Source organism: Variovorax sp. P1_G12 (assembly GCF_056405555.1).
In genome coordinates this window covers 203,759-224,301 of sequence record NZ_JBFUBW010000010.1, presented here as the reverse complement: position 1 = coordinate 224,301, position 20,543 = coordinate 203,759, and the positions used below count along the sequence as shown (strand labels likewise).

The following is a 20,543-nucleotide window of genomic DNA, read 5'->3' as shown; positions in this document are numbered from 1 at the left end:
GAAGAGGAGGCCCGCAAGGTCGCCGCCGAACTGCGCAACTGGGTGGCCAAGGAAATCGGACCCATCGCAAAACCCAAAGACATCCGCTTTGGAGAGAATCTTCCGAAGACCCGCAGCGGCAAGATCATGCGGCGCCTGCTGCGCAGCCTTGCCAAGGGCGAGGCCATCACCCAGGACACCTCGACGCTCGAGAATCCGGCCATTCTGGAGCAGCTGGGGCAGCCGCATTGAAGCGGCAGATCTGGCGCGCATGGGGTCGTCTGGATGCCGAAAGGGCGATGGCCGCGCTCGGCGGAAGACCGCTTCCTGGATCGGCTGCAGACTCACGGTTTCGGCCATGACCCGTCAATGACGATCGTCCGCTATCCGGCAGGCCAACAGCACAACCATCTGCCGAAACGCCGGCGGATCGTTCAGATCCGTCTGCCGCGAGCTCTTCTATGAGTCATGAGGTCGACACACATTTGAAATGCCAGCGACATGTCACTTGGCTGGCGATGCGTTGTCCAGACCCAGTACGACGATCCTTGCGCGTCTCGGCTTTATCGGCCACGCGGCCATCGTGAAGTTGTCGGCGACAGCCACCTTCTGCACCCCCTCGACGGTGTACGTGATCACGCCGCCGCCGATCCCGCCGCCCGTTCCGAGCGGGCCACCCCAGAGCTTCTGACCGGTGGAGGAATCCAGCGCATAGAAGTTGCCGCCGACGTCGCCAACGAACACGATCCCACCGGCCGTCGGCGTGATGCCCGCGACAAAGGGATAGTTGGACTTGGCCCGCCATTTCCACACCCCGGTGTCGGCGTCGCTGGCATAGATCCAGCCGGCCCAATGCCCGTCGGTGCGGTCTTCCTTGCCGAACATGTTGATCGGGTTCAAGGTGGCCATTCCGGTCCAGGGCTGACCGACGGCCACCTTGCGCAATCTCTCGTCCGTCTTGATCGTCACCGTGTCGCACCAGTCGACGGTGCCGCTGATGATGAGGTTCGTCATTGGGTCGAAACCCGGGGTGCTCCATTCATTGCCGCCCACCGGCCCAGGGCAGAAATGAACTTTCTGGTCGACAGCGAAATCGCCCTCGGCATTCTCGATCGTGGTGATCGGCACGCGGTAGAGCAGCTGGCTGGCCGCGAGGTCGTAGCCGTAGAGATGCCCATCCTTCGGCGCGACCGACATGAGTTGTTTGCCGGCCATGGTCTGAAGCAGGATCGGCGGCGCAGACACGTCCCAGTCATGCCAGTCCTTCTTCACGACCTTGAAGTTGTTCCTGAAGTCGCCCGTCTTGGCGTCGAGGACCACCACCGAGTCCGTGAAGAGGTTCTCGCCTTCGCGTGCTCCCGAGGCGAAGTCGGGAGCCGGTTGGCCTCCTGGGACGTAGAGCAAGCCGTTCTTGATGTCGAGCGTGTACGAGGTCCAGGTCCCACCGCCGCTGATCGGGATGCCCGGCGCGTTGTTCCACGGCACCGACTCGCCGCGTTTCGAGTCGCAGATCGGCGTCTCCCACACCTGCTTGCCGGTCTTGAAATCGAAGGCCACCACCCGGCAGTCCTGGGTGCCGCGAAACAGCAGGCCATCCATGTAGGCCGGGCCGCGGTTGGAAGGCAATAGGCCGGCGGGATAGTCCAGGTGCGTGCGCCAGTTCTCCGCGCATGTGGCCGGATCGATCGAGAAGATGTCGAACTGCGTGGAGCCGATCAGGGCGTTGATCACCATGATCAGGCCGGACTCGAAGGCGGTGATCTGTCCGACCTCGTAGACGCACTGAATCTTCAGATTCCCGACATTCTTCGTGTTGATCTGGTCGAGCGGCGAGAAGCGCTGCGAGGTCGGGGTCCTGTTGTAGCTGGGCCAGTCGCTGGCCGCTGCACCGGGCCACGCCGCCTCTGCCAGCGGTGGCGACGGCACTGCAGCTCCAGGCGCCTTGTAGGCTGAATTCGCTTCGGTGGTCAGCGTCCCTGGCGGCGCAGCAAAAGACTTGAGAAAGTTGAGCCCCATGGCGCCGTAGGTCGACATCTGTACCGGGAATGTGACATAGAGAAATCCCGCGACAGCCAGGCCCGCCACAAACAGGAAGCCGAGGATGACAAGAAATCTTTTCACTGGGAGGTCCCTCTCGATGAACGGATCCAGCGGAGCCAGGAAGGGAAATCTAGGATGCCACCGACGGTGCGCGCTCGCGGTTGCGGATCAGCAATGCAATGACGGCCAGTGTCGGGTCAAGAATCGCAATCGCGAACAACGTATGCGGGAATACGCCCGATATCGCGAGGGGGACCAGCACAACAGGGATGAGCACCATTCGATCGAGTATGGCTGCCGGGCCGATTAGTTCCGGAGGGCCCGGACCGCCACTCCGGCACTCATGGAAGCGGACTTTCGATTGGCCACGGGATTAGCGCTGACGGCGCGTGCTTGGCCGTTTCGGCGCCGCTTAGCACGGCTACGTTGGCACTACCTTGAATCCGGTCGTCGATGCCGAGATCCCTGTGGCACCGGGATGACCGGAACCGGCGTCACAGCGTAAGTTCACCGACCGGCAGGGAAGGATGGCAACCGCTGCACACCGGCCGCACGACGGACGCCGGTGGAGGCGGGGTAGGGCCCCGTCCCGACCTTCGACGAAGCACACCGAGCGGCCGCAAATGGTCTTAAGAGCGGGCATTGCGGCTTGCGTACAACGGGCCACGGTGGGCGCGGCTACTGGTGATGGGCCATCCTTGCGGCATCCACAATCCTGTCATACGTCGCTTCGTCCAGAAGCCCAAGCTGCAAAGCGGCAGCTCGCGGTGTGATTCCCTGCTCAAGTGCCACAGCGGTAATCCGCGCCACCTGGTCATAGCCAAGGTGCGGATTCAACGCCGTCACCAACAGCAACGCGTTCTCGACGTTGCCGGCCAGGCGCCCAGGATCCACCTGGATTCCTAGCACCAGCCGCCGGGCGAACACGCTCGATGCGTCGGCGAGCACGCGGATCGATTGCAGCAGGTTGGCAACCAACAAGGGCTTCGCGACGTTCAGTTCGAAATTGCCCGACGCGTTGGCCAGGGTGATCGTCGCGTGGTTGCCAACGGCCTGCATGCAGGCCTGCGCCAGCACTTCCGCGATCGTCGGATTGCGCTTGCCCGGCATGATCGAACTCGTGAGGCCGTCATCCGGGATCTTCAGTTCGCCCAGCCCGCAACGCGGCCCGGACCCGAGCCAGCGCACATCGTTGGCGATCTTGAGCAACGAAGTCGCCAGCACGTTCAGCGCGCCTGACACTTCGACCAGCGCGTCATGCGCGGCCATGCCCTCGAACTTCGATGCATTGGGCGAGAAGTCGCGCCCCGTGAGCGCGCTGATCTCCTCGCAGAAGTAGAGGTCGAAATCCGGCGGCGCGTTCAAACCCGTGCCGGCCGCCGTCCCGCCCTGCGGCAGCGACAGAAGCCGGGGCATGGTGGCGTCGATCCGGTCGATCCCGTGTGCGACCTGGCGTGCAAAGGTATCGAAGCTCTGTCCCATCGTCATCGGCACGGCGTCCATCAGGTGCGTCCGCGCGATCTTCAGCACATCGGCGAAGGCAACGGCGCGTTCCCGCAGGCTGTTGCGCAGCAATGAGAGCGATGGCTTCAGGCGGTGCTCCAGTTCCACCACCGTCACCACGTGCATGACGGTCGGAAAGCTGTCGTTGGACGATTGCGAAGCATTGACGTGATCGTTGGGATGCACCGGCGACTTGGTGCCCAGGGGCCGGCCCATCAGCTCGTTGGCTCGGTTCGCGATCACCTCGTTGGCGTTCATGTTCGTCTGCGTGCCCGAACCGGTCTGCCAGATGGTCAGCGGGAAGTGCGCGTCGAAGCGGCCGTCGCGCAACTCGCCGGCAGCCGTCGCGATCGCTTCTGCCAGTTCGGCCTTCAGCGCGCCGCAACGCTGGTTGGCCCGTGCAGCCGCCATCTTCTGCAGCCCGAACGCCCTGACCAGGCAGGCAGGAAAGCGCTCCTCGCCCACCTCGAAGACGCCAAGGGCCCGTTGCGTCTGTGCGCCCCAGTAGCGGTCCGCAGGGATCTCGACCGGGCCGAAGGCGTCATGCTCGATGCGTGATGCGCCCATGCTCAATCCAGGGAAATGTTGGTCTTGGCTGCGACAGTCTTCCACCGTGCGACCTCGCTTTCGGTGTGCTTGCCCAAAGCCGCGCCGGTGTACTGCTCGGCCGGCAGCAGCTGGATGGCCTGCTCGGCCATCTTGTCGGTGAAGGCCTTGTCGGTCATGACCTTCAGGTACGCAGCCTGCACCTTGTCCAGGGCGGGCTGCGGCGTTCCCTTGGGCGCATAGATGCCGTACCAGGTCGACGCTTCGAAGTTCGGCAGCACGGTTTCGGACAATGTCGGTACGTCCTTCAGCTGGGGCAGGCGGACTTTCGAAGTTACGGCCAGCGGACGCACCTTGGCCTCCTTGATCTGCGGCAAAGCGGTGTTGGTCTGGTCGAAGATGCCATCGACCTGGCCGCCGATCACGTCGATCAGTGCCGGCCCTGCCCCCTTGTACGGAACCTGCGAAACCTTGATACCCGCGGAGGAAGCGAACAGTGCAGCGATCAAGTGCGAACTGGATCCGACCCCCGCATTGCTGATGAACAGCTTGTCCGGGTTGGCCTTGCCGAAATCGACCAAGGCTTTGATGTCCTTGGCGGGATGCTCTTTGCGGACCATCAGCACCAGCGGCGTATCCGGAAAGCGGAACACCGGGGCGAAATCCTTGACTGGGTCGTAGTTGAGTTTCTTGTACAGGGCGGGCGCGGCGCCCATGTAGCCCATATGGCCGACCAGCATCGTGTAGCCGTCGGGCGCCGCGCGCGCCGCCTTGGCCGCACCGACGGTGCCGCCTGCTCCAGGCGTGTTGTCAATGACGATGGGCTGCCCCAGCTCACGCGCCACGCGCTCCGCAATGCTGCGCGCGAGTGCGTCGGTCGGTCCACCGGCAGCGAAGGGAACGATCCAGGTGACCGGCTTCGTCGGATAGGCCTGGGCGAGCGCACCGCCCGCCACGAATGCCAGGGCAAGCGCGCCCAGTTTCCAGTTCGAATTCATGATGAGTTCCTTGGGAGCGTGGATGGGGTCAGCGGGCAGCGGCCGGCACATGCATGTCGATGCCGGCGGGGTGGGGATTGGTGTCCTTCATGTCTTCCGGCAGCAGGTTGCCGTCGTCCAGTTGCGCGTCCGCCGCAGCGATGTCCGGGTAGCGCTCGGGATACAGATGACGCTCGGCGACCTTCGGGTCGAAGGTGCCCGACCACTTCGCGACCACCACGACGGCGACGCTGTTGCCGATCGTGTTGCAGGTCGCGATCGCCATCGACAGGAAGCGGTAGACGCCGAAGATGACCGCGAGTCCCTCGACCGGGAGGATGCCGGTCGAAGTCACGGTGGCCGCGAAGACCACGAACGAGCCGCCCGACACCGTGGCCGCGCCCTTGGACGTCAGGAGCATCAGCAGCAGGATGCCGATCTGGTGGTCGATCGACAGCGGAACACCGTAGGCATGCGAGATGAACATCACGCCCATCGCCATGAAGATCGAGGTTCCGTCGAGATTGAAGGCATACCCGGTGGGCAGCACCAGGCCGACCGTCTGCTTCGCACAACCCAGGCGCTCCAGCTTGATCAGCAGGCGCGGCAGCGCGCTTTCCGAAGAAGCCGTGCCGAGCACGATCAGGATCTCGTCCTTGATATAGCGCAGGAAGCGCCAGAGGCTGAAGCCCGCGAACTTCGCAATGAGGCCAAGGACGACCGCGATGAAGATCGCGATGACCGCGTAGAAGCTCAGCACGAACTGCGCGAGCGCCACGAGCACCGCGCTGCCGTTGCTGCCGACCGAGTAGGCGACGGCGCCGAAGGTCCCGATGGGCGCGAGCTTCATCACCAGGTTGATGAACGAGAAGAGCACTTCGGAGATGTAGTCGAGCCCGCCGTTGATCTTCTCGCGGCGGCCTTCCGGAATCGCGAGGATGCCGATGCCCACCATGACGGCCAGCACGACGACCTGCAACAGCTCGCCCTTGGCGAAGGCGCCGACGAAGTTGTCGGGAACGATGTGCGCCATGAACTCGAGGAATCCTTGCGGCGCCGCCGCCTTCGCCGTCGGTGCGACGGCGCCGCCCCCGGCGACGGTCATGCCCTTGCCGATGCCCAGCAGGTTGCCCGCCAGCAGCCCGACGCACAGGGCGATCGTCGAGATCACTTCGAAGTACACGATGGAGCGCCAGCCGACACGACCCGCGCTCTTGACGTCACCGGCCGAGGCGATGCCGTGCACGATGGTGAGGAACACCAGCGGCGCGACTCCTGCCTTGATGAGCGACAGGAACATGTCGCCGAGCAACTTGAGCTGTGATGCGAACTTTGGAAACGCGAAGCCGACCAGGATGCCCAGGATCAGCGAGACCAGCACCTGCATGCCGAGCTTGCGGTACCAGGGCAGCTTCTTCGGCGAGGCGAGCGCGCCGGGCTCGAGGGTGGATGTGGTTGTCATGTTGTCTCTCTCCAGGCGTCTCAGGCGCTGACTTCGGCGGACAGCGCCAGCGCGCGGTCCACCATCTGCGGTGCCAGGCCCAAGTAGTTGGCAGGGTCGGTGAGGCGATCGATGGTGGCGCGGTCGAAATGCTTCGTGACTTCCGGCAGGGCCGCCAGCGCTTCGGCCAGCGTGCCGCCCTTCTCGTTGACCGTGCGGCAGGCGTCGTACACGACGTCGTGCGCCTGCTGCCGACCGATGTGCGGGGCCATGCCCATCATCACGGCCTCGGCCACGATCAGACCCTTGGTGATTCCGAGGTTGTGGGCCATGCGGGCTTCGTCGACGATCAGCCCGCCGAGCGCGAACTTGGCCTGATGCAAGGCGCCCGAGGTCAGGATGAAGCTCTCGGGGATCGCGATCCATTCGGCGTGCCACGGGCCGGTGGCGCGCTCGAAGTCCTGCACCATCGCATCGACCATCAGGCCGGCGTGCTGGCGCACCGCCTTCGAGGCCGCCAGCATCAGCTCGCTGGAGATCGGGTTGCGCTTCTGCGGCATCGTGCTCGACGCGCCACGCCCCTTGACGAAGGGCTCGTAGACCTCGGCGAACTCGGTCGACGCCATGATCATGATGTCGAGCGCGATCTTGCCGAGCGAACCGGTGACGAGCGCCAGCAGGTTCACCGCTTCGGCAAAGCCGTCGCGGGCCACGTGCCAGGTGGTGGCGGGCACGCCCAGCTTGAGCTCGGCGGCCATCGCTTTCTGAACGTCGAAGCCCTTTTCGCCGAGCGATGCCAGCGTGCCTGCGGCACCGGCGAACTCGACGACCGCCACGCGCGGGCGCAACTCGGCGAGGCGCTGCTGGTGACGGTCGAACATGGCGAGCCAGATCGCCACCTTGTAGCCGAAGGTCACGGGCAAGGCCTGCTGCAGATGGGTGCGGCCGGCCATTGGCGTGTCGCGATGCTTGCGTGCCAGTGAGGCGAGGATGCCGCGCAGCTCGCGGATGTCGGCGTCGACGCTGTCGAGCGCGTCCCGCACCTGGAGAGCGACGGCGGTGTCCATGATGTCCTGCGTCGTGGCACCCCAGTGCACGTAGCGGCCTGCCTCGCCGCACATCCCGACGAGTTGGTGCACGAGCGGCAGGATCGGATAGCCGACGATGTCCGTCTCGTGGCGCATGTGATCGAAGTCGATGCGCTCGAGCTTCGATTCGCGTGCGATGACCTCGGCCGCGTCGGCGGGAATCACGCCGACCCGCGCTTCGGCCTTCGCGAGTGCGACCTCGACGTCGATGTAGCGCTGGATGAGCGCTCCATCGGAGAAAATTTGCCTCATCTTCTGCGTGCCGAAGGCATCGCGGAACAGGATGGAATCAACGACAGTGCTGGCCATGGGAATCGAAGGAGTCGACATGAATGCCTCTTGAAGTGGGGAGAGATGAACGCTAATATGTCCGAACATATTGAACTTTAATATGTTCGGACATAACTCCAATATGGGGTTTACCCTTAAGAACCATGAACGCCATCCTTGAACCGGCTCCGCAGAAGGCCAACTTCGCGAACATCGCCCGCCACCTGACCGACGCGATCACGTCGGGGCACTTCAGCGTCGGAGCGCTGTTACCGACCGAACTCGAGCTGTGCAAGCACTACGGGACCAGCAGGCACACCGTGCGGGCGGCGCTGGCCGAACTGCAGCAACTCGGGCTGGTATCGCGGCGCAAGAACGTGGGCACGCGGGTCATCTCGGCGAAGCCGAGGGCCGGCTTCCGGCCGTCGCTGGCGTCCGTCGACGATCTGGTCCAGTTCGGCGAGGAGCATCTGCGCGTGGTGCAATCGATCGCGCCCGAAACGGTGACAGGTGACTTGGCGAAGGAATTGGGGTGTGGGGAGGGCACATCCTGGCTGCGCATCTCCACCTTGCGCATGGTCGGAGACGAAAGTGCCATGCCGATCGGCTGGACGGACGTGTATATCGACGCCGCGTTTTCCGAGATCGGAGAACTTGTGGAGGAATCGCCGGACGCGTTGATCAGCTCACTTATCGAGGAACGCTACGGCCGTCAGATCGCAGAGATCCAGCAAGACGTGAGGGCGTTCACGATCACCGATGCCAGCTTGGCCGAGAAGCTCCACGTCGAGCCTGGGACCTCGGCGTTGAAGATCGTGCGGCGCTATCTCGATGCCGACGACGAGCTGTTCGAGGCCTCGGTCTCGGTGCATCCCGCGGACAGATTTTCCGTGTCCATGCGCCTGCGCAGATGACGGGAGCTTGCCGTCGGACTCGAACTGGATTCTGAAGTCCGCTTTCGAGGTAAGGCGACATTCAGGTCAAACGCAACGAAGGTCCGGATGTGGCCGGGTCCGGCTTGCCGCCTGCGCATAGGCTACTACCGCTCCAGACTGGTTGCTGTCATTCACGGACAAAGCGCGAACGGCATGGATGGGCCCGAAGCCGTCGTCGAGTTCAGCTATTTGGACGCCGCGAAGCGGTCGTTCGAAAGCTCCGCGCCGGCTCGACGGCTTAGACGGACGAAATCGACATGCACAGGCACAAACTCGACCAATCCTTTGTCGGGCCGACTTACGCACTGTCGCCACTTCTGGGAGATGGGCGGCGACAGGCCTCACCCTACACGCGGCAACATAGGTGTTAAAGGCCCCGTGAGCATGAATGGAGGTTGAGGCGAGGCGCCACCTCCCACGTGTGGTTGCCGTGCATGGGCAGTTCTGATACCGTAAAATTTGCAGTAGGCAACGCCAAAGTAGCGATGCTTCCGTTCCCCTGCCCGGAGATCCCGGCTGCATCACGGAGGTCCATATGCCCCTGTACATCATTGAGCGAAACTTCGCCGAAAAGCTCGACTTAAGTGACGAAGACGTGGTTGCCGTGTCGAAGATCAATGGCGATTTGGGAGTGAACTGGCTTTTCTCCTTCCTGAGTGCCGACAAACGCAAGAGCTACTGCTTGTACGAATCGAAGGATCCGGAATCGATCCGCGAGGCTGCGCGGCGCGCGAATATACCGGCCGACGTCATCGTCGAAGTGTCGCAATCGTTCGGCCGCGATCCCAGGGTGCTGGCCTCGGCGGCAGGCTGATCAGAGCTGGCCGGTCACCCGCATCGTCAGACCTGACTATTCTCCGAAGCGGGGCCGAGGCGTACAACCGTTTCGTGGATTCACGTTCACCCGGACGTGCCACCAACCGGAGAGACACCATGTTGAACGCCGAGAAGATTGCCGAGCTTTCCACTGCGCTCCGCGGCCGGGTCGTGCAACCGGACGACGCCGACTACGACGTTTCCCGCCGCGTCTACAACGGGATGATCGATCGCCGCCCCAGGCTCATCGTCTATTGCCGTGACGTGGCCGACGTGATGCAGGGCGTCAGGTTCGCGCGCGAGCAGTCGCTCTTGCTGGCCGTGCGCGGTGGCGGGCACAACGGCGGCGGCCTGGGCACCTGCGACGACGGAATGGTCCTCGACCTGTCGGCGATGAAGGGTATCCGTGTCGACGCAGCGGCGCGCACTGTGCGCGTCGAAGGGGGCTGCACCTGGGGCGATGTCGATCACGCCACTCACGCGTTCGGCATGGCCACGCCGAGCGGCATCATCAGCACCACCGGCGTCGGCGGTCTGACGCTCGGTGGTGGCCTTGGACACCTGACGCGCAAATGTGGCCTGACGGTCGACAACCTGATCGAGGCCGACGTGGTGGTCGCCGACGGCAGCCTAATGACTGCCAATGCCGAACAAAACCCCGACCTGTACTGGGCGCTGCGCGGCGGCGGCGGCAACTTCGGGGTGGTCACGTCGTTCGAGTTTCGGCTCCATCCGATCGACACGGTGGTGGCCGGGCCCACCTTCTGGTCACTCGAACAGGCTGGCGACGTCTTGCGCTGGTATCGCGATTTCATCCTCGCGGCGCCAGAGGACCTGAACGGGTTCTTCGCCTTCCTGACCGTGCCGCCGGTGGCACCTTTTCCTCCGGCGCTGCATGGCCGGCAGGTGTGTGGCGTGGTGTGGTGCTACACCGGCCCATCGGCCGACGCCGACGCTGTATTCAAACCCGTGCGCGAATTCGGGCCGCCGCTGATGCACGGCGTGCAACTGATGCCCTTCCCGGCCCTGCAAAGTGCCTTCGACGGGCTGTATCCGCCGGGCGACCAGTGGTATTGGCGCGCGGATTTCGTCAATGAACTTCCGGATGCCGCGATCGTCGAGCACCAGCGCTTCGCCGCAGCCCTCCCAACCCCGCAGTCGACGATGCACCTCTACCCGATCGACGGCGCGGCGCATCGACCCCAGCAGGCGGACACGCCGTTCTCGTACCGCGACGCGCAGTGGGGCGAGGTCATCGTCGGCGTCAGTCCGGATGCGAAAGACGCGCCGAAGATCACCGCCTGGACCAAGAACTACTGGGATGCGCTGCATCCCTACTCGGCTGGCGGCGCGTACGTCAACATGATGATGGACGAGGGCGACGAGCGGATTCGCGCATCCTACCGCGGCAACTACGCGCGGCTGGCCGCCGTGAAACGCCAGTTCGACCCGGACAACCTGTTTCGCGTGAACCAGAACATCCGCCCGCAGTAATGGCAGCAGTCGTCAGGCAGGCGGATCAAGACTCCAATAGACCTTCGCGATTGGCAAATGCCGCGGCCTCGGTCCGGTTCGCCGTGTAGGTCTTCTCGAGGATGCTGCGCACGTGGGCGGCCACGGTGTTCGGGCTGATCGCCAGCACCTGTCCGATCTCGCGGTTGTTGCGGCCCATCGCCATCAGCCGCAGCACGGCCACCTCGCGTCCGGTCAGCCCGCAAGGGTATGCCGGCGGCGGCGGCGATCCGATGCGTTCGGCGAGCGCGTCGATGCGCGGCGTTAACGCGTTCATGCCCAGCACCGTAGTCTCGGCCCGTGCGTCGACCAACAGTTCGCGCGCCCGGTCGAAATCGCCGGCCCCCGCGCGCCGATGCAGCATCACGGCATAGGCATAGCGGCTGTGCGCCAGCCAGACACGCGATCCGCTGCGGCGGTCCATGGCGAGCGCGGCCTCGAAGTGGCGCTCGGCCAAGTCCCATTGCGCCATCACGCCGGCCAGGTTGCCCAGCAGCCGATCGGACGAGCCCAGGCAGGGCCCGCCGAAATCGGGCACCAGGTTGATACCGGCGTGGGGCTGCAGCAAACGGTACAACAATGCCGCGCGCGCGGCATCGCCGAGGTAGACACAGACCTCGGCGGCGAACATGACAGTGGTCGTCGTACTGACGTCGCGCAGCAGGGTTGTTGCCCGGTCCCAAGGCAGGCTGTCGAATTGAGCTTGGCACTCGGCTCGCATGTCCAGTTCGGCATACAGCAAGGCCAGCCCGGGCTGCCAGGCGTGCGCCTCGGGCGTGGTGCGCGCGAAGTACTGCAACATCGGCAGCGCCTCTCGCAGCCGGCCCTGCTCGCGTCGCAGGCAGAACATCTGCATGCCGTGGGCACTGACCGCCTGGTCCTCGGCGAGGCGCCGTCCGCTGTGCAGCGCCTGCGTGGTCGAGGACTCCGCGTCGGCGAAGCGGCCCTCGTTGATGGCCACCAGTGCTTCCGTGTGCCTGCACAAGGTTTCCAGGTACGGCGAGTGGGTCTGTTCCGAAATGCGAAGACCCCAGTCGACCAGGCGACGCACCGCGCGCGCATCGCCCACCTGGATCAAGTTGGCCAGAAAGTACGGAAACGAGTCGACGCCCGGCAACAGGTTCATCTTCTCCGCGATGGCCAGGGACTCTTCGGCGGCCGCCATGCGCTCGTGCAGCAGGTCTGGCCAGTAGATGGCGGCGGTAATCGCCGACAGTGCCATGCACAGGCCCTTCATGTCGCCGATCTGACGCGCCAGCGCCACGGCGCGGCGGTGGGCCTCCTTCGCCTCGTCTGCGCAGTCGCAGTAAACGTAGGCCCGACACAGACGGGCCAGCAACTCGACCCGCAACGGGTCATCCGCCTGATGCAGCGCAATGGCCTCCAACAACAAGATCACCGCCGGCTCGCCGGAACGGGCCGCCATCGCATTGCCAATTTCGAATCCCACGGCGGCTTGGGCAAATAGCGCGGCTAGGCCGTGATTGCGAGCCAGTTCGGCCGCTTCCTGGTACGCGGCTCGCGCCGGTTCGCCGGATCCCAGCGACAGCTGAGCTTCGCCGAGACCCAGCAGCAAGACGCAGCGCTGGGCCGTGTCCTTGGCGAAGTGCTGCAGTTGCAGGCGCAACGCCAGGCCGTAGAGGCGCGCCGCTTCTTCGAAAGCGAACAACCGCGCCGCGTACTCGGCCGATTCCTTGGCATAGCGCAACGCCTTGACGACTGCGGCGCCGGGCCCAGCCTCGCTGAAATGGTAGGCCAGTTGCGGCAGGGCCTGGGCCTCATCGTCGCCGCGGCGCTGCTCGAGCATCTCGCCGATGCGCAAGTGCAGCCTGGCGCGGCGCCGGCCGAGCATCTCGTCGTACAGCGTCTCGCGGATCAACGCGTGGCCGAAACGAAACTGCTGAGAATTCGGCACTGGCTCGATCAAATGAACCGCCAGCGCTTCTTCGAGCGCCAGCAGAACCTCGTCTTCCGACTTGTCGGCCGCAAGCGGCACCAAGAGGTCGAGATCGAATGTCCGGCCAATGCACGCAGCGATCGACAGCAGCCCGCCGGCGGACACCGAGAGTCGATTCAGGCGCTTGCCGATGACCTCGCGCACGCTGCTCGGGATCTTCATCAGCAGGTCCGCTTCGTTGCCGACGGACCCGTCAGCTTGCGAAGTACGCGCCTCCATCATGAAGCGCAGCATCTCCTCGAGGTACAGCGGATGCCCTTCGGTGCGAGCGTGCATGGCACTCACGAAGCCGGCGCTCGCCGCACCACCACTTGCCGCGGTCATCCACTGCTCGGTCTCGTGGCTGCTCAATCCAGTCAGTTCGAGGCGACGGAATGCCGAAGAGCGCGCCAGCTCGCCCAGCGTTTCGAACAGCGGATGCTGACGCGACAGCTCCGTGTCGCGATAGGTCCCTATCACCAGCAGGCCGCAGTCCTCGAGTTCGGCGGCAAGAAAAGCGAACAGCCGCAGCGAAGTGGGGTCGGCCCAGTGCAGGTCCTCGAAGATCAGGAGCAGAGGCGCGCGCTGCGCTGCCATGCGCCAGAATCCGACGACCGCGTCGAACAGGCGGAAACGCGACTGCGCGGTGTCGCTGGATTCGACGCCGGGCTGGAGCGAGGTGAACCGCTCGGCCAGTTCGGGAACGATGCCTGCGATGTCCGCCAGTCCCGGGCCAAAAGTCAGGACCAGATCGCTGTCGCCATTGCTGCGCAAATAGCCCCGAATCAATTGGCGCCATGGCCAGTAGGGTGGCGCTCCGGGCTCTTCCAGACAGCGGCCCCACAACACCTGCACGCCGTCCTGTTCGGCTCTCGCGGCCAGCTGCTGCGCCAGGCGCGTCTTGCCCATGCCGCCCGAGCCGGCCAACAAGACGACCTGTCCGCGACCCTTTCGTGCGTTCTCCAGCGCGTTCGTCAGGTGAGCCATTTCCTGCTGGCGGCCGACGAACAGGCCGGCCGGACGCTGGGCCGAGCGCCGCGGCACCGCAGTGGCCGGCGGGGCTTCATCCGCCGAGGCATGCGCACGGGGTTCCTGCCCCTGAGGTGGCGCAGCACTCCGAGTGGGTTCCCGCGTCGCACCGGCATCGGTCTTACCGCTGCCAGGGTGGATGGCGAAGACGCGTATCGGCCTGGCGATGTTCTTGAGCCGCTGCTCACCCCGGTCCGCGAAGGTTGCACGGACCCGGCCGCTGACGACACCCAAAACAGCGTCCGAGACGGAGATGCCGCCGGGTTCGGCGAGTCCCTCGAGCCGCGCGGCGACGTTCACCCCATCACCATAGACCGTGCCGTCTTCCTTCTCGATCACGTCGCCGAGATGCACTCCGATGCGAAAGTGCATGCGACGGTCCTGCCCCGTATCCTCGGAAGCGATCGCCAGGCTCTGCTGAATCGCCAGGGCCGCATTGACCGCACCGGCGGCGGTATCGAACACCGCAAGCACCGCGTCGCCTGCCATGTCGATGACACGGCCCTGGTGCGCTTCGATCTCGATTCTGAACACGGTGCGTGCAGCGTCCAGCGCTGCCAATGTCGCCCGCTCGTCGCCAGCCATCAAGCGTGAAAAACCGGCTGCGTCGGCGGCAAGAATGGCTGTGAGTCTTTGCCTGACAGAAGGTTCGGTCACGGGCTGCTGTCCACAGAATGGAATTGCGAAGGGACGGGCCAAGTATGTTTGGCATCCGATGCCGGGTCAAACGTCTACGACGATGATTTTCAGGTCCCGAAAACGCCCGATCTGAGTCACAGGTCGGCGCACGGCGAAGGACTGCAACCACTGCACACCTGCCGTACGAGGTCGAACGCGACGGACTGGACCGGACGACGCTGGACGCGGCCTCGTGTGCCGTTCAGGCTGCGACAGTCACACCGTGGCGATCGAGAACGGCCAGCAGCTTTGGAATATCGGGTGGGCCCACCGGAATCTCGTGGTCGACGCCGGTGAACATTTGGGCGGCCAAGGCGTTCTGCCCGGTGATCTCAAGCATCCGGCCACCACCCTTGCCGTACTGAAAGCCGTGCGCCGTTCGGCGCGGTACATGCACGAGCGTTCCAGGATGACAGGCGTGGGCGCGACCGTCGCAGAGAAAGCTGATCTCGCCGTCAGTACGTAGCAGGACTCGTCCCAGTCGTGACTATGCGAAGGCGGACCGCTTCCCTCGCCCCCTGTTGAAAAGAGATATGTACGGAACATTGGCAATGGATCTGGCGGCATGGTCACCGGAGTCTGTGACCTGGTGAGCGAAATGCGCCGTGGCGGCGCCCGTGAGGGAACGGGTTAGGCCGCCTTCTGAACCGCAAGGCGCCACCAAAGCCCGATCGCGCGCGGCGGGCGCTGGCGCCGGCTGAAAGGTGTGGTGTCGTCAGTCCACCTTGATGCTCGCGGCCTTGACCACCTGCTGCGCCTTGGCGGTTTCGTCAACGATGAACTTGTTGAACTGCGCCGACGACATGGTGAACGGCTCGGCGCCGAGTTTCTCCAGCCGTTCCATCAACTCGGGCGACACCATGATCTTCGCGACTTCGGCCTGCAGTCGCTCCACCACCGGTTGAGGCGTCTTGCCGGGAGCGAAGAGGCCGACCCAGAACAGGTATGCCGACCCCGGCACGCCGGCCTCCACCGTGGTGGGGGCGTCGGGCAAGGCCGACGAGCGTTTGGCAGTTCCCACGGCCAGCGCCTGCAGCTTGCCGCTCTTGATGAGCGGCAGCGCCGACACCATCGGCGCGAAGAACCAGTCGACGCGCCCGGCCATCACCTCGGTCATGGCCTCGGGCGTGCCGCGAAAGGGCACGTGCTGCGCATCGACGTTGGCCGCGAGCCGGAACACCTCGGCATTCATGTGCGTGGCCGAACCGTTGCCCGCGGAGCCGTAGTTGAAGCTTCCGGGTTTGGCCTTTGCCTTGGTCACGAGGTCCTTCACGTCCGCGAAGTGCGAGGGCGCGGTGACCAGCACGTTGGGCAGGCTGGCCATCGGCGTCACGCCGGTGAAGTCCTTGATCGTGTCGTACGACAAGGCCTTGTAGATCCACGGATTCACGAGATGTCCGGCCGAATGCACCAGCAGCGTGTAGCCGTCGGCCGGCGCCTTGGCGGCGATGGCCGCGCCCAGCGTGCCGCCTGCGCCGGGCTTGTTGTCGACGATCACGCTGGTGCCAAGCGCCGGCCCGAGCTTCTCGGCCACCAGGCGCGCGACGATGTCGGTGCCGCTGCCCGCGGTAAAGGGCACGATCAGCCTGATCGGCTGCGAGCCCGGCCATGGGCCCTGCGCGTGGGCGCCGGTCAGCGTGCAGGCCGCGAGTGCGGCGGCCATCGCCAGCGCGTGCCGGCGGCTCGATTGGAATGCTCTTTTCATGCGTCTTGTCTCCGTTGGGTCGAATTCGATGTACGCCGTCAGGCCGGTGGCGCGTTGGACATCACCAGCGCGACCAGGACGGGCCGGTTGCTGCGGTTTTCAAGCTGGCGTTTTTCGCCAGGCGCGAAACGGCAGCTGTCGTAGGGCTGGAGCACGTCTTCCTGATGCGCGTCGTCGAGTTCGCCGACGACATGCAGCTGGCCTTCGAGCACGAGGTAGAGCTTTTCCATCGGCGAGCCGTCGAGCCCGGTGTGGCCGCCGGGCAGGATCTGGCTCATGCCCATCCACATCTGCGTGGAGGGGCCGGCTTCCTTGCCCTGCAGGCGCAGGCAGCGCATGTCGAAGTGATTGGGCGCCTCGTAGCGGGGCGCTTCGTTGAAACGGGTCACGTGCATGGCGTGTGTTCCTTGCGGGTTCAGGGGCGCAGCACGACGCGGTCGGTGCTGCCGGAGAGCACCAGCCGGTAGGCGTCGATGGCTTCGTCGAGCGCGAAGTGGCGTGCCACGGGAAAAGGCTTCAAGGTCCCGCGCTCGAAGCCCTCGCGCATCGCGTCGAGCTGCGCGGTGGCGGCGACACAGTCCATCGCCAGCGAATCGATGCCCACGAAGGTGTGCATGCCGCGGTAGAACGCGAAGATGTCGAACGGCACCGCGCGGTCGTGCGTGGCGATGAAGATCTGCGTCGCGCCCTTGGCCATCGCCTTGTTGGCCGCCTCGAAGTACACGCTGCCCACGGTGTTGTAGACGATATGGGCGCCGCGCCCGACGGTGAGTTCGCGCACCTGTGCGCCGACATCGGCGTGACGGGACGCATCGATCACGTCGACCGGACCGCTCGCGAATCCCTCGAAGGGCCCGGCGCTGCGCTGCACCGCGATCACCCGCGCGCCGGCCTGCGCCGCGAGCTGCACCGCCGCCTGCCCGACCTTGCCGTTGGCGCCGAGCACCAGCACCGTCTGGCCCGCCTGCGGCATGCCGCTGCGGCGAAAACCTTCGTAGGCGGTGACGAAGGGCACACCCACCGCGCCGGCTTCGTCCATCGAGATGCCCTGGGGCTTGGCGCGCAGCGCTGCTTCGGGCAGCACCAGGTAGCGCGCATGCGAGCCGTCGCGCGTGATGCCGATGTCGCCGCCGGATCCGTAGACCTCGCGGCCGATCCATTCGGCGGGCCCGCTCACCACGGTGCCCGCGAAGTCGCGGCCCGGGGTGCGCGGCCAGACGGCCTGGGGCATGATGCCCAGCGTCGCCTTCACGTCGCTCGGGTTCACCGCGGCGGCGGCGATGCGCACCACGGCATGACCGGGCGGCGGTGCCGGCTCCGGCTGCGGCGCGGCTTCGAGCCGCAGTGCGTCGAGGTTGGCGGCCTTCTCGCTCACGCGCAGCGCGCGGGACGTGTGGGTCGCATGCATGGCCGCGATGCTCATCGTGCTGCTCCTTGCGCGGCGCTGGTGTCGGTCAGGCCCAGCAGGGCGCGCGCCTCGCGCGGGTTGGCCACTTCGCCGCCCAGACTGCGCAGGATGTCGCGCGCCTTGGCCACGAGCTGTGCGTTGCTCTGGGCCAGCACCCCCTTCTCGAGGTAGATGTTGTCCTCCATGCCCACGCGCACATGGCCGCCCAGCAGCCAGGCCTGCGCGACGATCGGGAACTCCGAGCGGCCGATGCCGAAGGCGCTCCAGAAGGCGCCGCGCGGCAGCAGGTTGCGGGCGTAGAGCAGCGTCTCCGGCGTGGGCGCGAAGCCGTACTTCACGCCGAGCACGAAAGTCCACATGGCGGGGCCGTCGAGTGTCCCGTCGGCGATCAGGTCGAGCGCCAGATGGATGTCGCCCGAATCGAAGATCTCCAGTTCGGGCTTGACGCCCGCGTCGCGGATCACGCGGGCCATGCGGCGCACGTTCTTCGGCGTGTTCATCACCACGTCGGGCCCGGAATTCATCGTGTTGAGGTCCAGCGAGCAGACGTCGGGCCTGATCAGTGCGATGTGCTCGACCCGCTTCTCGGGCGGCAGGAGGGTGCTGCCGGGCGCGGCGACCTTCGGGTCGTCCTCGCTCGGTATGAAGCGGCCGCCGGGGCCGGTCGTGAGGTTGATGATGAGTTCGCGGTTCTGCCGGCGGATGCGGTCGACCACTTCGCGGTAGAGGTCGACTTCCATCGAGGGCTTGCCGGTCTCCGGATGGCGCACATGGATGTGCACCTGCGCCGCGCCGGCCTCGGCCGCGGCCAGGCATTCGTCGGCGATCTGCACCGGCGTGATCGGCAGGTGCGGCGTCTGTTCGGGCTTCACGAGGTTGCCGGTGACCGCGCAGGTGATCAAGGTTTTGGTGCTCACAGGTGCCGCCCTCCGTCGACCACGATGCGGGTGCCGGTCACGAAGCGCAGCGTGGTCGCCAGCGCTTCGACGGTGGCGGCAACGTCGTCGGGCCGGCCGATGCGGCCCAGCGGTGTGGTGGCGGCCATCTTGTCGGCGAACTCGGCACCACGGCCCGGCACGAAACCGGACTCGACCGCACCCGGCGACACCGAGACCACGCGCACCGCGGGCGCGAGCGCCTTGGCCAGCGCGTCGCCGACGACGTCGAGGCCGGCCTTGGCCGCGACGTAGGCCAGGTTGCTGCCGACGCCGGTGAAGCCGGCGATCGACGAGACGTTGACCACCAGCCCGTCGCCGCTGGCCTTGAGCATCGGCGCGAAGGCGCGGATGGTCGCGAACACGCCGCGGAAGTTGGCGCGCAGCAGATCGTCGATCAGTTCGTCGGTGAGCGCGTCGAGGTCGGCGGCTGGCACCGGCTGCGTGTGGCCGGCGCTGTTGACCAGGATGTCGCAGCGGCCATGGGCGGCCTGCACCTCGGAGGCGGCCCGCTGCAGGCTGGGCGTGTCGACGATGTCGGCGCGGATCGCGCCGTGCCGCTGTCCGTGGGCGGCGGGCAGGGCGGCGGCCCGTGCGGCAGCAACGTCTGCGCCACGGTGCAGCAGCACGCAGGTGGCGCCGAGCGCGGCCAGCCGCGTGGCGGTGGCGTAGCCGATGGCGCCGAGGCCACCGGCGATGACGGCGACCTTGCCGTCGAGTCTGGAAACAGGATCGAAGCTCATGGGAAGAGGGGAGGTTGTGGAATCGGGCAATCAGGGAATCGGTGGCCGGGGGAACTTCATCTCGCCGGGCTCGAGCTGGAAGTCGTACTGCAGCGTGGCGGTCTTGCCGTCGGGTGCCAGCGCGAAGCGGCCGATCAGCTGGCGCGTCACGCCGAAAGTCGGATCGCTCTCCAGGTTCTCGTCGTCATCGGCGAACACCTGCGTGATCAGCACCTTGTGGCCCGGCTTGCTCACCATGAAGTGCAGGTGCGCGGGCCGGTTCGGATGGCGCTGCTGCGCGTGCAGCAGCACGCCGCAGGGGCCGTCGGTCGGCACCGGGTAGCCGGCCGGCCGCACGCTGCGGAAATGAAAGTGCCCTTCGGCGTCGGTGGTGAAGCGGCCGCGCAGGTTCATGTCGACCTGCGTCGGGTCCTGGTTCTCGTAGAGGCCCACGGGCGAGGCCTGCCAGACGTCGACCGTGGCGCCGGCGAGCGGGTGGCCCTTGCCGTCGCGCACGGTGCCCGTCACGTCGAGCGGTGTGCCCGGCGTGCCCGAGCGCGCGATGTTGTCGCCCCGGGCGCAGTCCGGCGAGTTGGCGCGCCAGAAGGGGCCGAGCAGCGCGGCCGGCGATTCGCCGTGCGGGTCCTGGTTGTTCTGCAGCGCCACCACGGTGGACACGCCGAGGATGTCGGCCGCGAGCACCACCTCGTTCTTGGTCTCGCCGGTGGCGTGGCCGATGGCGACGATGAATTCGAGCGCTCGCTCGAACTCCTCCTCGGTCAGCTTCACCTCCTGGACGAAGGCATGCAGGTGGCGGGTGAGTGCATCCATCACGGTGCGCAGCCGCGGGTCGGGCGTTCCTTTCATGGCGTCGAGCGCGAAGCCCAGCACCGAATCGGGGGAGGTGGCGATGTTCACGTTGAGATCCTTGCAATCGTTTGCACGATATTAGCCCAAATCACCAAAAAGTAAAATGGAGGAATTCCGACGTTCAAGGAGGGCGATTGCCGAACAAGGGTCGCC

General features: G+C 65.7%; 18 protein-coding genes. 5 read left to right on the top strand and 13 right to left on the bottom strand.

Features of this window, described 5'->3' with window-relative positions:
* A partial coding sequence (locus tag AC1D2O_RS14285) for an AMP-binding enzyme (protein ID WP_478157238.1) occupies positions 1-231 on the top strand: 231 nt, incomplete at its 5' end.
* Positions 232-483: 252 nt separating this feature from the next.
* On the opposite strand, the gene AC1D2O_RS14280 is transcribed toward AC1D2O_RS14285, so the two are convergent.
* From AC1D2O_RS14280 to pcaB, 6 genes are all read right to left on the bottom strand, one after another.
* Positions 484-2,100, bottom strand: a complete 1,617-nt coding sequence (locus tag AC1D2O_RS14280; RefSeq protein WP_478090569.1) for an outer membrane protein assembly factor BamB family protein — start codon at positions 2,098-2,100, stop codon at positions 484-486.
* A gap of 49 nt (positions 2,101-2,149) precedes the next feature.
* Positions 2,150-2,299 carry a hypothetical protein gene (locus AC1D2O_RS14275; protein ID WP_478090570.1) on the bottom strand — a complete coding sequence of 50 codons (150 nt, stop codon included), beginning with the start codon at positions 2,297-2,299 and terminating at the stop codon, positions 2,150-2,152.
* Positions 2,300-2,697: 398 nt separating this feature from the next.
* Positions 2,698-4,089 carry a class II fumarate hydratase gene (locus tag AC1D2O_RS14270; protein WP_478090571.1) on the bottom strand — a complete coding sequence of 464 codons (1,392 nt, stop codon included), beginning with the start codon at positions 4,087-4,089 and terminating at the stop codon, positions 2,698-2,700.
* A gap of 2 nt (positions 4,090-4,091) precedes the next feature.
* Positions 4,092-5,066 (bottom strand): tripartite tricarboxylate transporter substrate binding protein BugD, encoded by a 975-nt coding sequence (locus AC1D2O_RS14265; RefSeq protein ID WP_478157244.1) that lies wholly within the window; start codon positions 5,064-5,066, stop codon positions 4,092-4,094.
* Positions 5,067-5,094: 28 nt separating this feature from the next.
* Complete coding sequence (locus AC1D2O_RS14260) at positions 5,095-6,507, bottom strand: cation:dicarboxylate symporter family transporter (RefSeq protein WP_478085273.1); 1,413 nt, start codon at positions 6,505-6,507, stop codon at positions 5,095-5,097.
* Between the two features lie 20 nt (positions 6,508-6,527).
* Positions 6,528-7,904 carry a 3-carboxy-cis,cis-muconate cycloisomerase gene (pcaB, locus tag AC1D2O_RS14255; RefSeq protein WP_478085275.1) on the bottom strand — a complete coding sequence of 459 codons (1,377 nt, stop codon included), beginning with the start codon at positions 7,902-7,904 and terminating at the stop codon, positions 6,528-6,530.
* 104 nt (positions 7,905-8,008) lie between these two features.
* On the opposite strand from pcaB, the gene AC1D2O_RS14250 reads away from it, so the two are divergent.
* From AC1D2O_RS14250 to AC1D2O_RS14240, 3 genes are all read left to right on the top strand, one after another.
* The gene (locus tag AC1D2O_RS14250) at positions 8,009-8,758 is read left to right on the top strand and encodes a GntR family transcriptional regulator (RefSeq protein ID WP_478085277.1); all 750 of its coding nucleotides are present in this window, start codon (positions 8,009-8,011) and stop codon (positions 8,756-8,758) included.
* Between the two features lie 556 nt (positions 8,759-9,314).
* Positions 9,315-9,593 (top strand): DUF4242 domain-containing protein, encoded by a 279-nt coding sequence (locus tag AC1D2O_RS14245; RefSeq protein ID WP_478085279.1) that lies wholly within the window; start codon positions 9,315-9,317, stop codon positions 9,591-9,593.
* Between the two features lie 119 nt (positions 9,594-9,712).
* Positions 9,713-11,089 (top strand): FAD-binding oxidoreductase, encoded by a 1,377-nt coding sequence (locus AC1D2O_RS14240; protein ID WP_478157236.1) that lies wholly within the window; start codon positions 9,713-9,715, stop codon positions 11,087-11,089.
* Positions 11,090-11,114: 25 nt separating this feature from the next.
* Here the strand turns inward: AC1D2O_RS14240 and AC1D2O_RS14235 are convergent, their stop codons facing one another.
* A complete protein-coding gene (locus tag AC1D2O_RS14235; protein ID WP_478157234.1) occupies positions 11,115-14,729 on the bottom strand; it encodes a helix-turn-helix transcriptional regulator in 3,615 nt (1,204 codons plus the stop codon).
* A gap of 244 nt (positions 14,730-14,973) precedes the next feature.
* On the opposite strand from AC1D2O_RS14235, the gene AC1D2O_RS14230 reads away from it, so the two are divergent.
* Positions 14,974-15,216 carry a hypothetical protein gene (locus AC1D2O_RS14230; RefSeq protein WP_478157233.1) on the top strand — a complete coding sequence of 81 codons (243 nt, stop codon included), beginning with the start codon at positions 14,974-14,976 and terminating at the stop codon, positions 15,214-15,216.
* A 249-nt stretch (positions 15,217-15,465) separates the two neighbouring features.
* On the opposite strand, the gene AC1D2O_RS14225 is transcribed toward AC1D2O_RS14230, so the two are convergent.
* Genes AC1D2O_RS14225 through AC1D2O_RS14200 form a run of 6 tightly spaced genes read right to left on the bottom strand, consistent with a single transcriptional unit; the run spans position 15,466 to position 20,438 of the window.
* Positions 15,466-16,455: a Bug family tripartite tricarboxylate transporter substrate binding protein gene (locus AC1D2O_RS14225; protein ID WP_478085281.1), complete on the bottom strand. Its 990-nt coding sequence runs from the start codon at positions 16,453-16,455 to the stop codon at positions 15,466-15,468.
* A gap of 38 nt (positions 16,456-16,493) precedes the next feature.
* Positions 16,494-16,850, bottom strand: a complete 357-nt coding sequence (locus AC1D2O_RS14220; RefSeq protein ID WP_478085283.1) for a cupin domain-containing protein — start codon at positions 16,848-16,850, stop codon at positions 16,494-16,496.
* A gap of 20 nt (positions 16,851-16,870) precedes the next feature.
* Positions 16,871-17,878, bottom strand: a complete 1,008-nt coding sequence (locus tag AC1D2O_RS14215; RefSeq protein WP_478085284.1) for a quinone oxidoreductase family protein — start codon at positions 17,876-17,878, stop codon at positions 16,871-16,873.
* Entirely contained in the window at positions 17,875-18,780 is a 906-nt protein-coding gene (locus AC1D2O_RS14210; protein WP_478085286.1) for a beta-keto acid cleavage family enzyme, read from the bottom strand. The genes AC1D2O_RS14215 and AC1D2O_RS14210 overlap by 4 nt, the downstream gene beginning before the upstream one ends.
* A complete protein-coding gene (locus AC1D2O_RS14205) occupies positions 18,777-19,541 on the bottom strand; it encodes an SDR family NAD(P)-dependent oxidoreductase (RefSeq protein WP_478085287.1) in 765 nt (254 codons plus the stop codon). The genes AC1D2O_RS14210 and AC1D2O_RS14205 overlap by 4 nt, the downstream gene beginning before the upstream one ends.
* Positions 19,542-19,571: 30 nt before the next feature.
* The gene (locus tag AC1D2O_RS14200; protein WP_478085289.1) at positions 19,572-20,438 is read right to left on the bottom strand and encodes a dioxygenase family protein; all 867 of its coding nucleotides are present in this window, start codon (positions 20,436-20,438) and stop codon (positions 19,572-19,574) included.
* Positions 20,439-20,543: the final 105 nt, after the last annotated feature.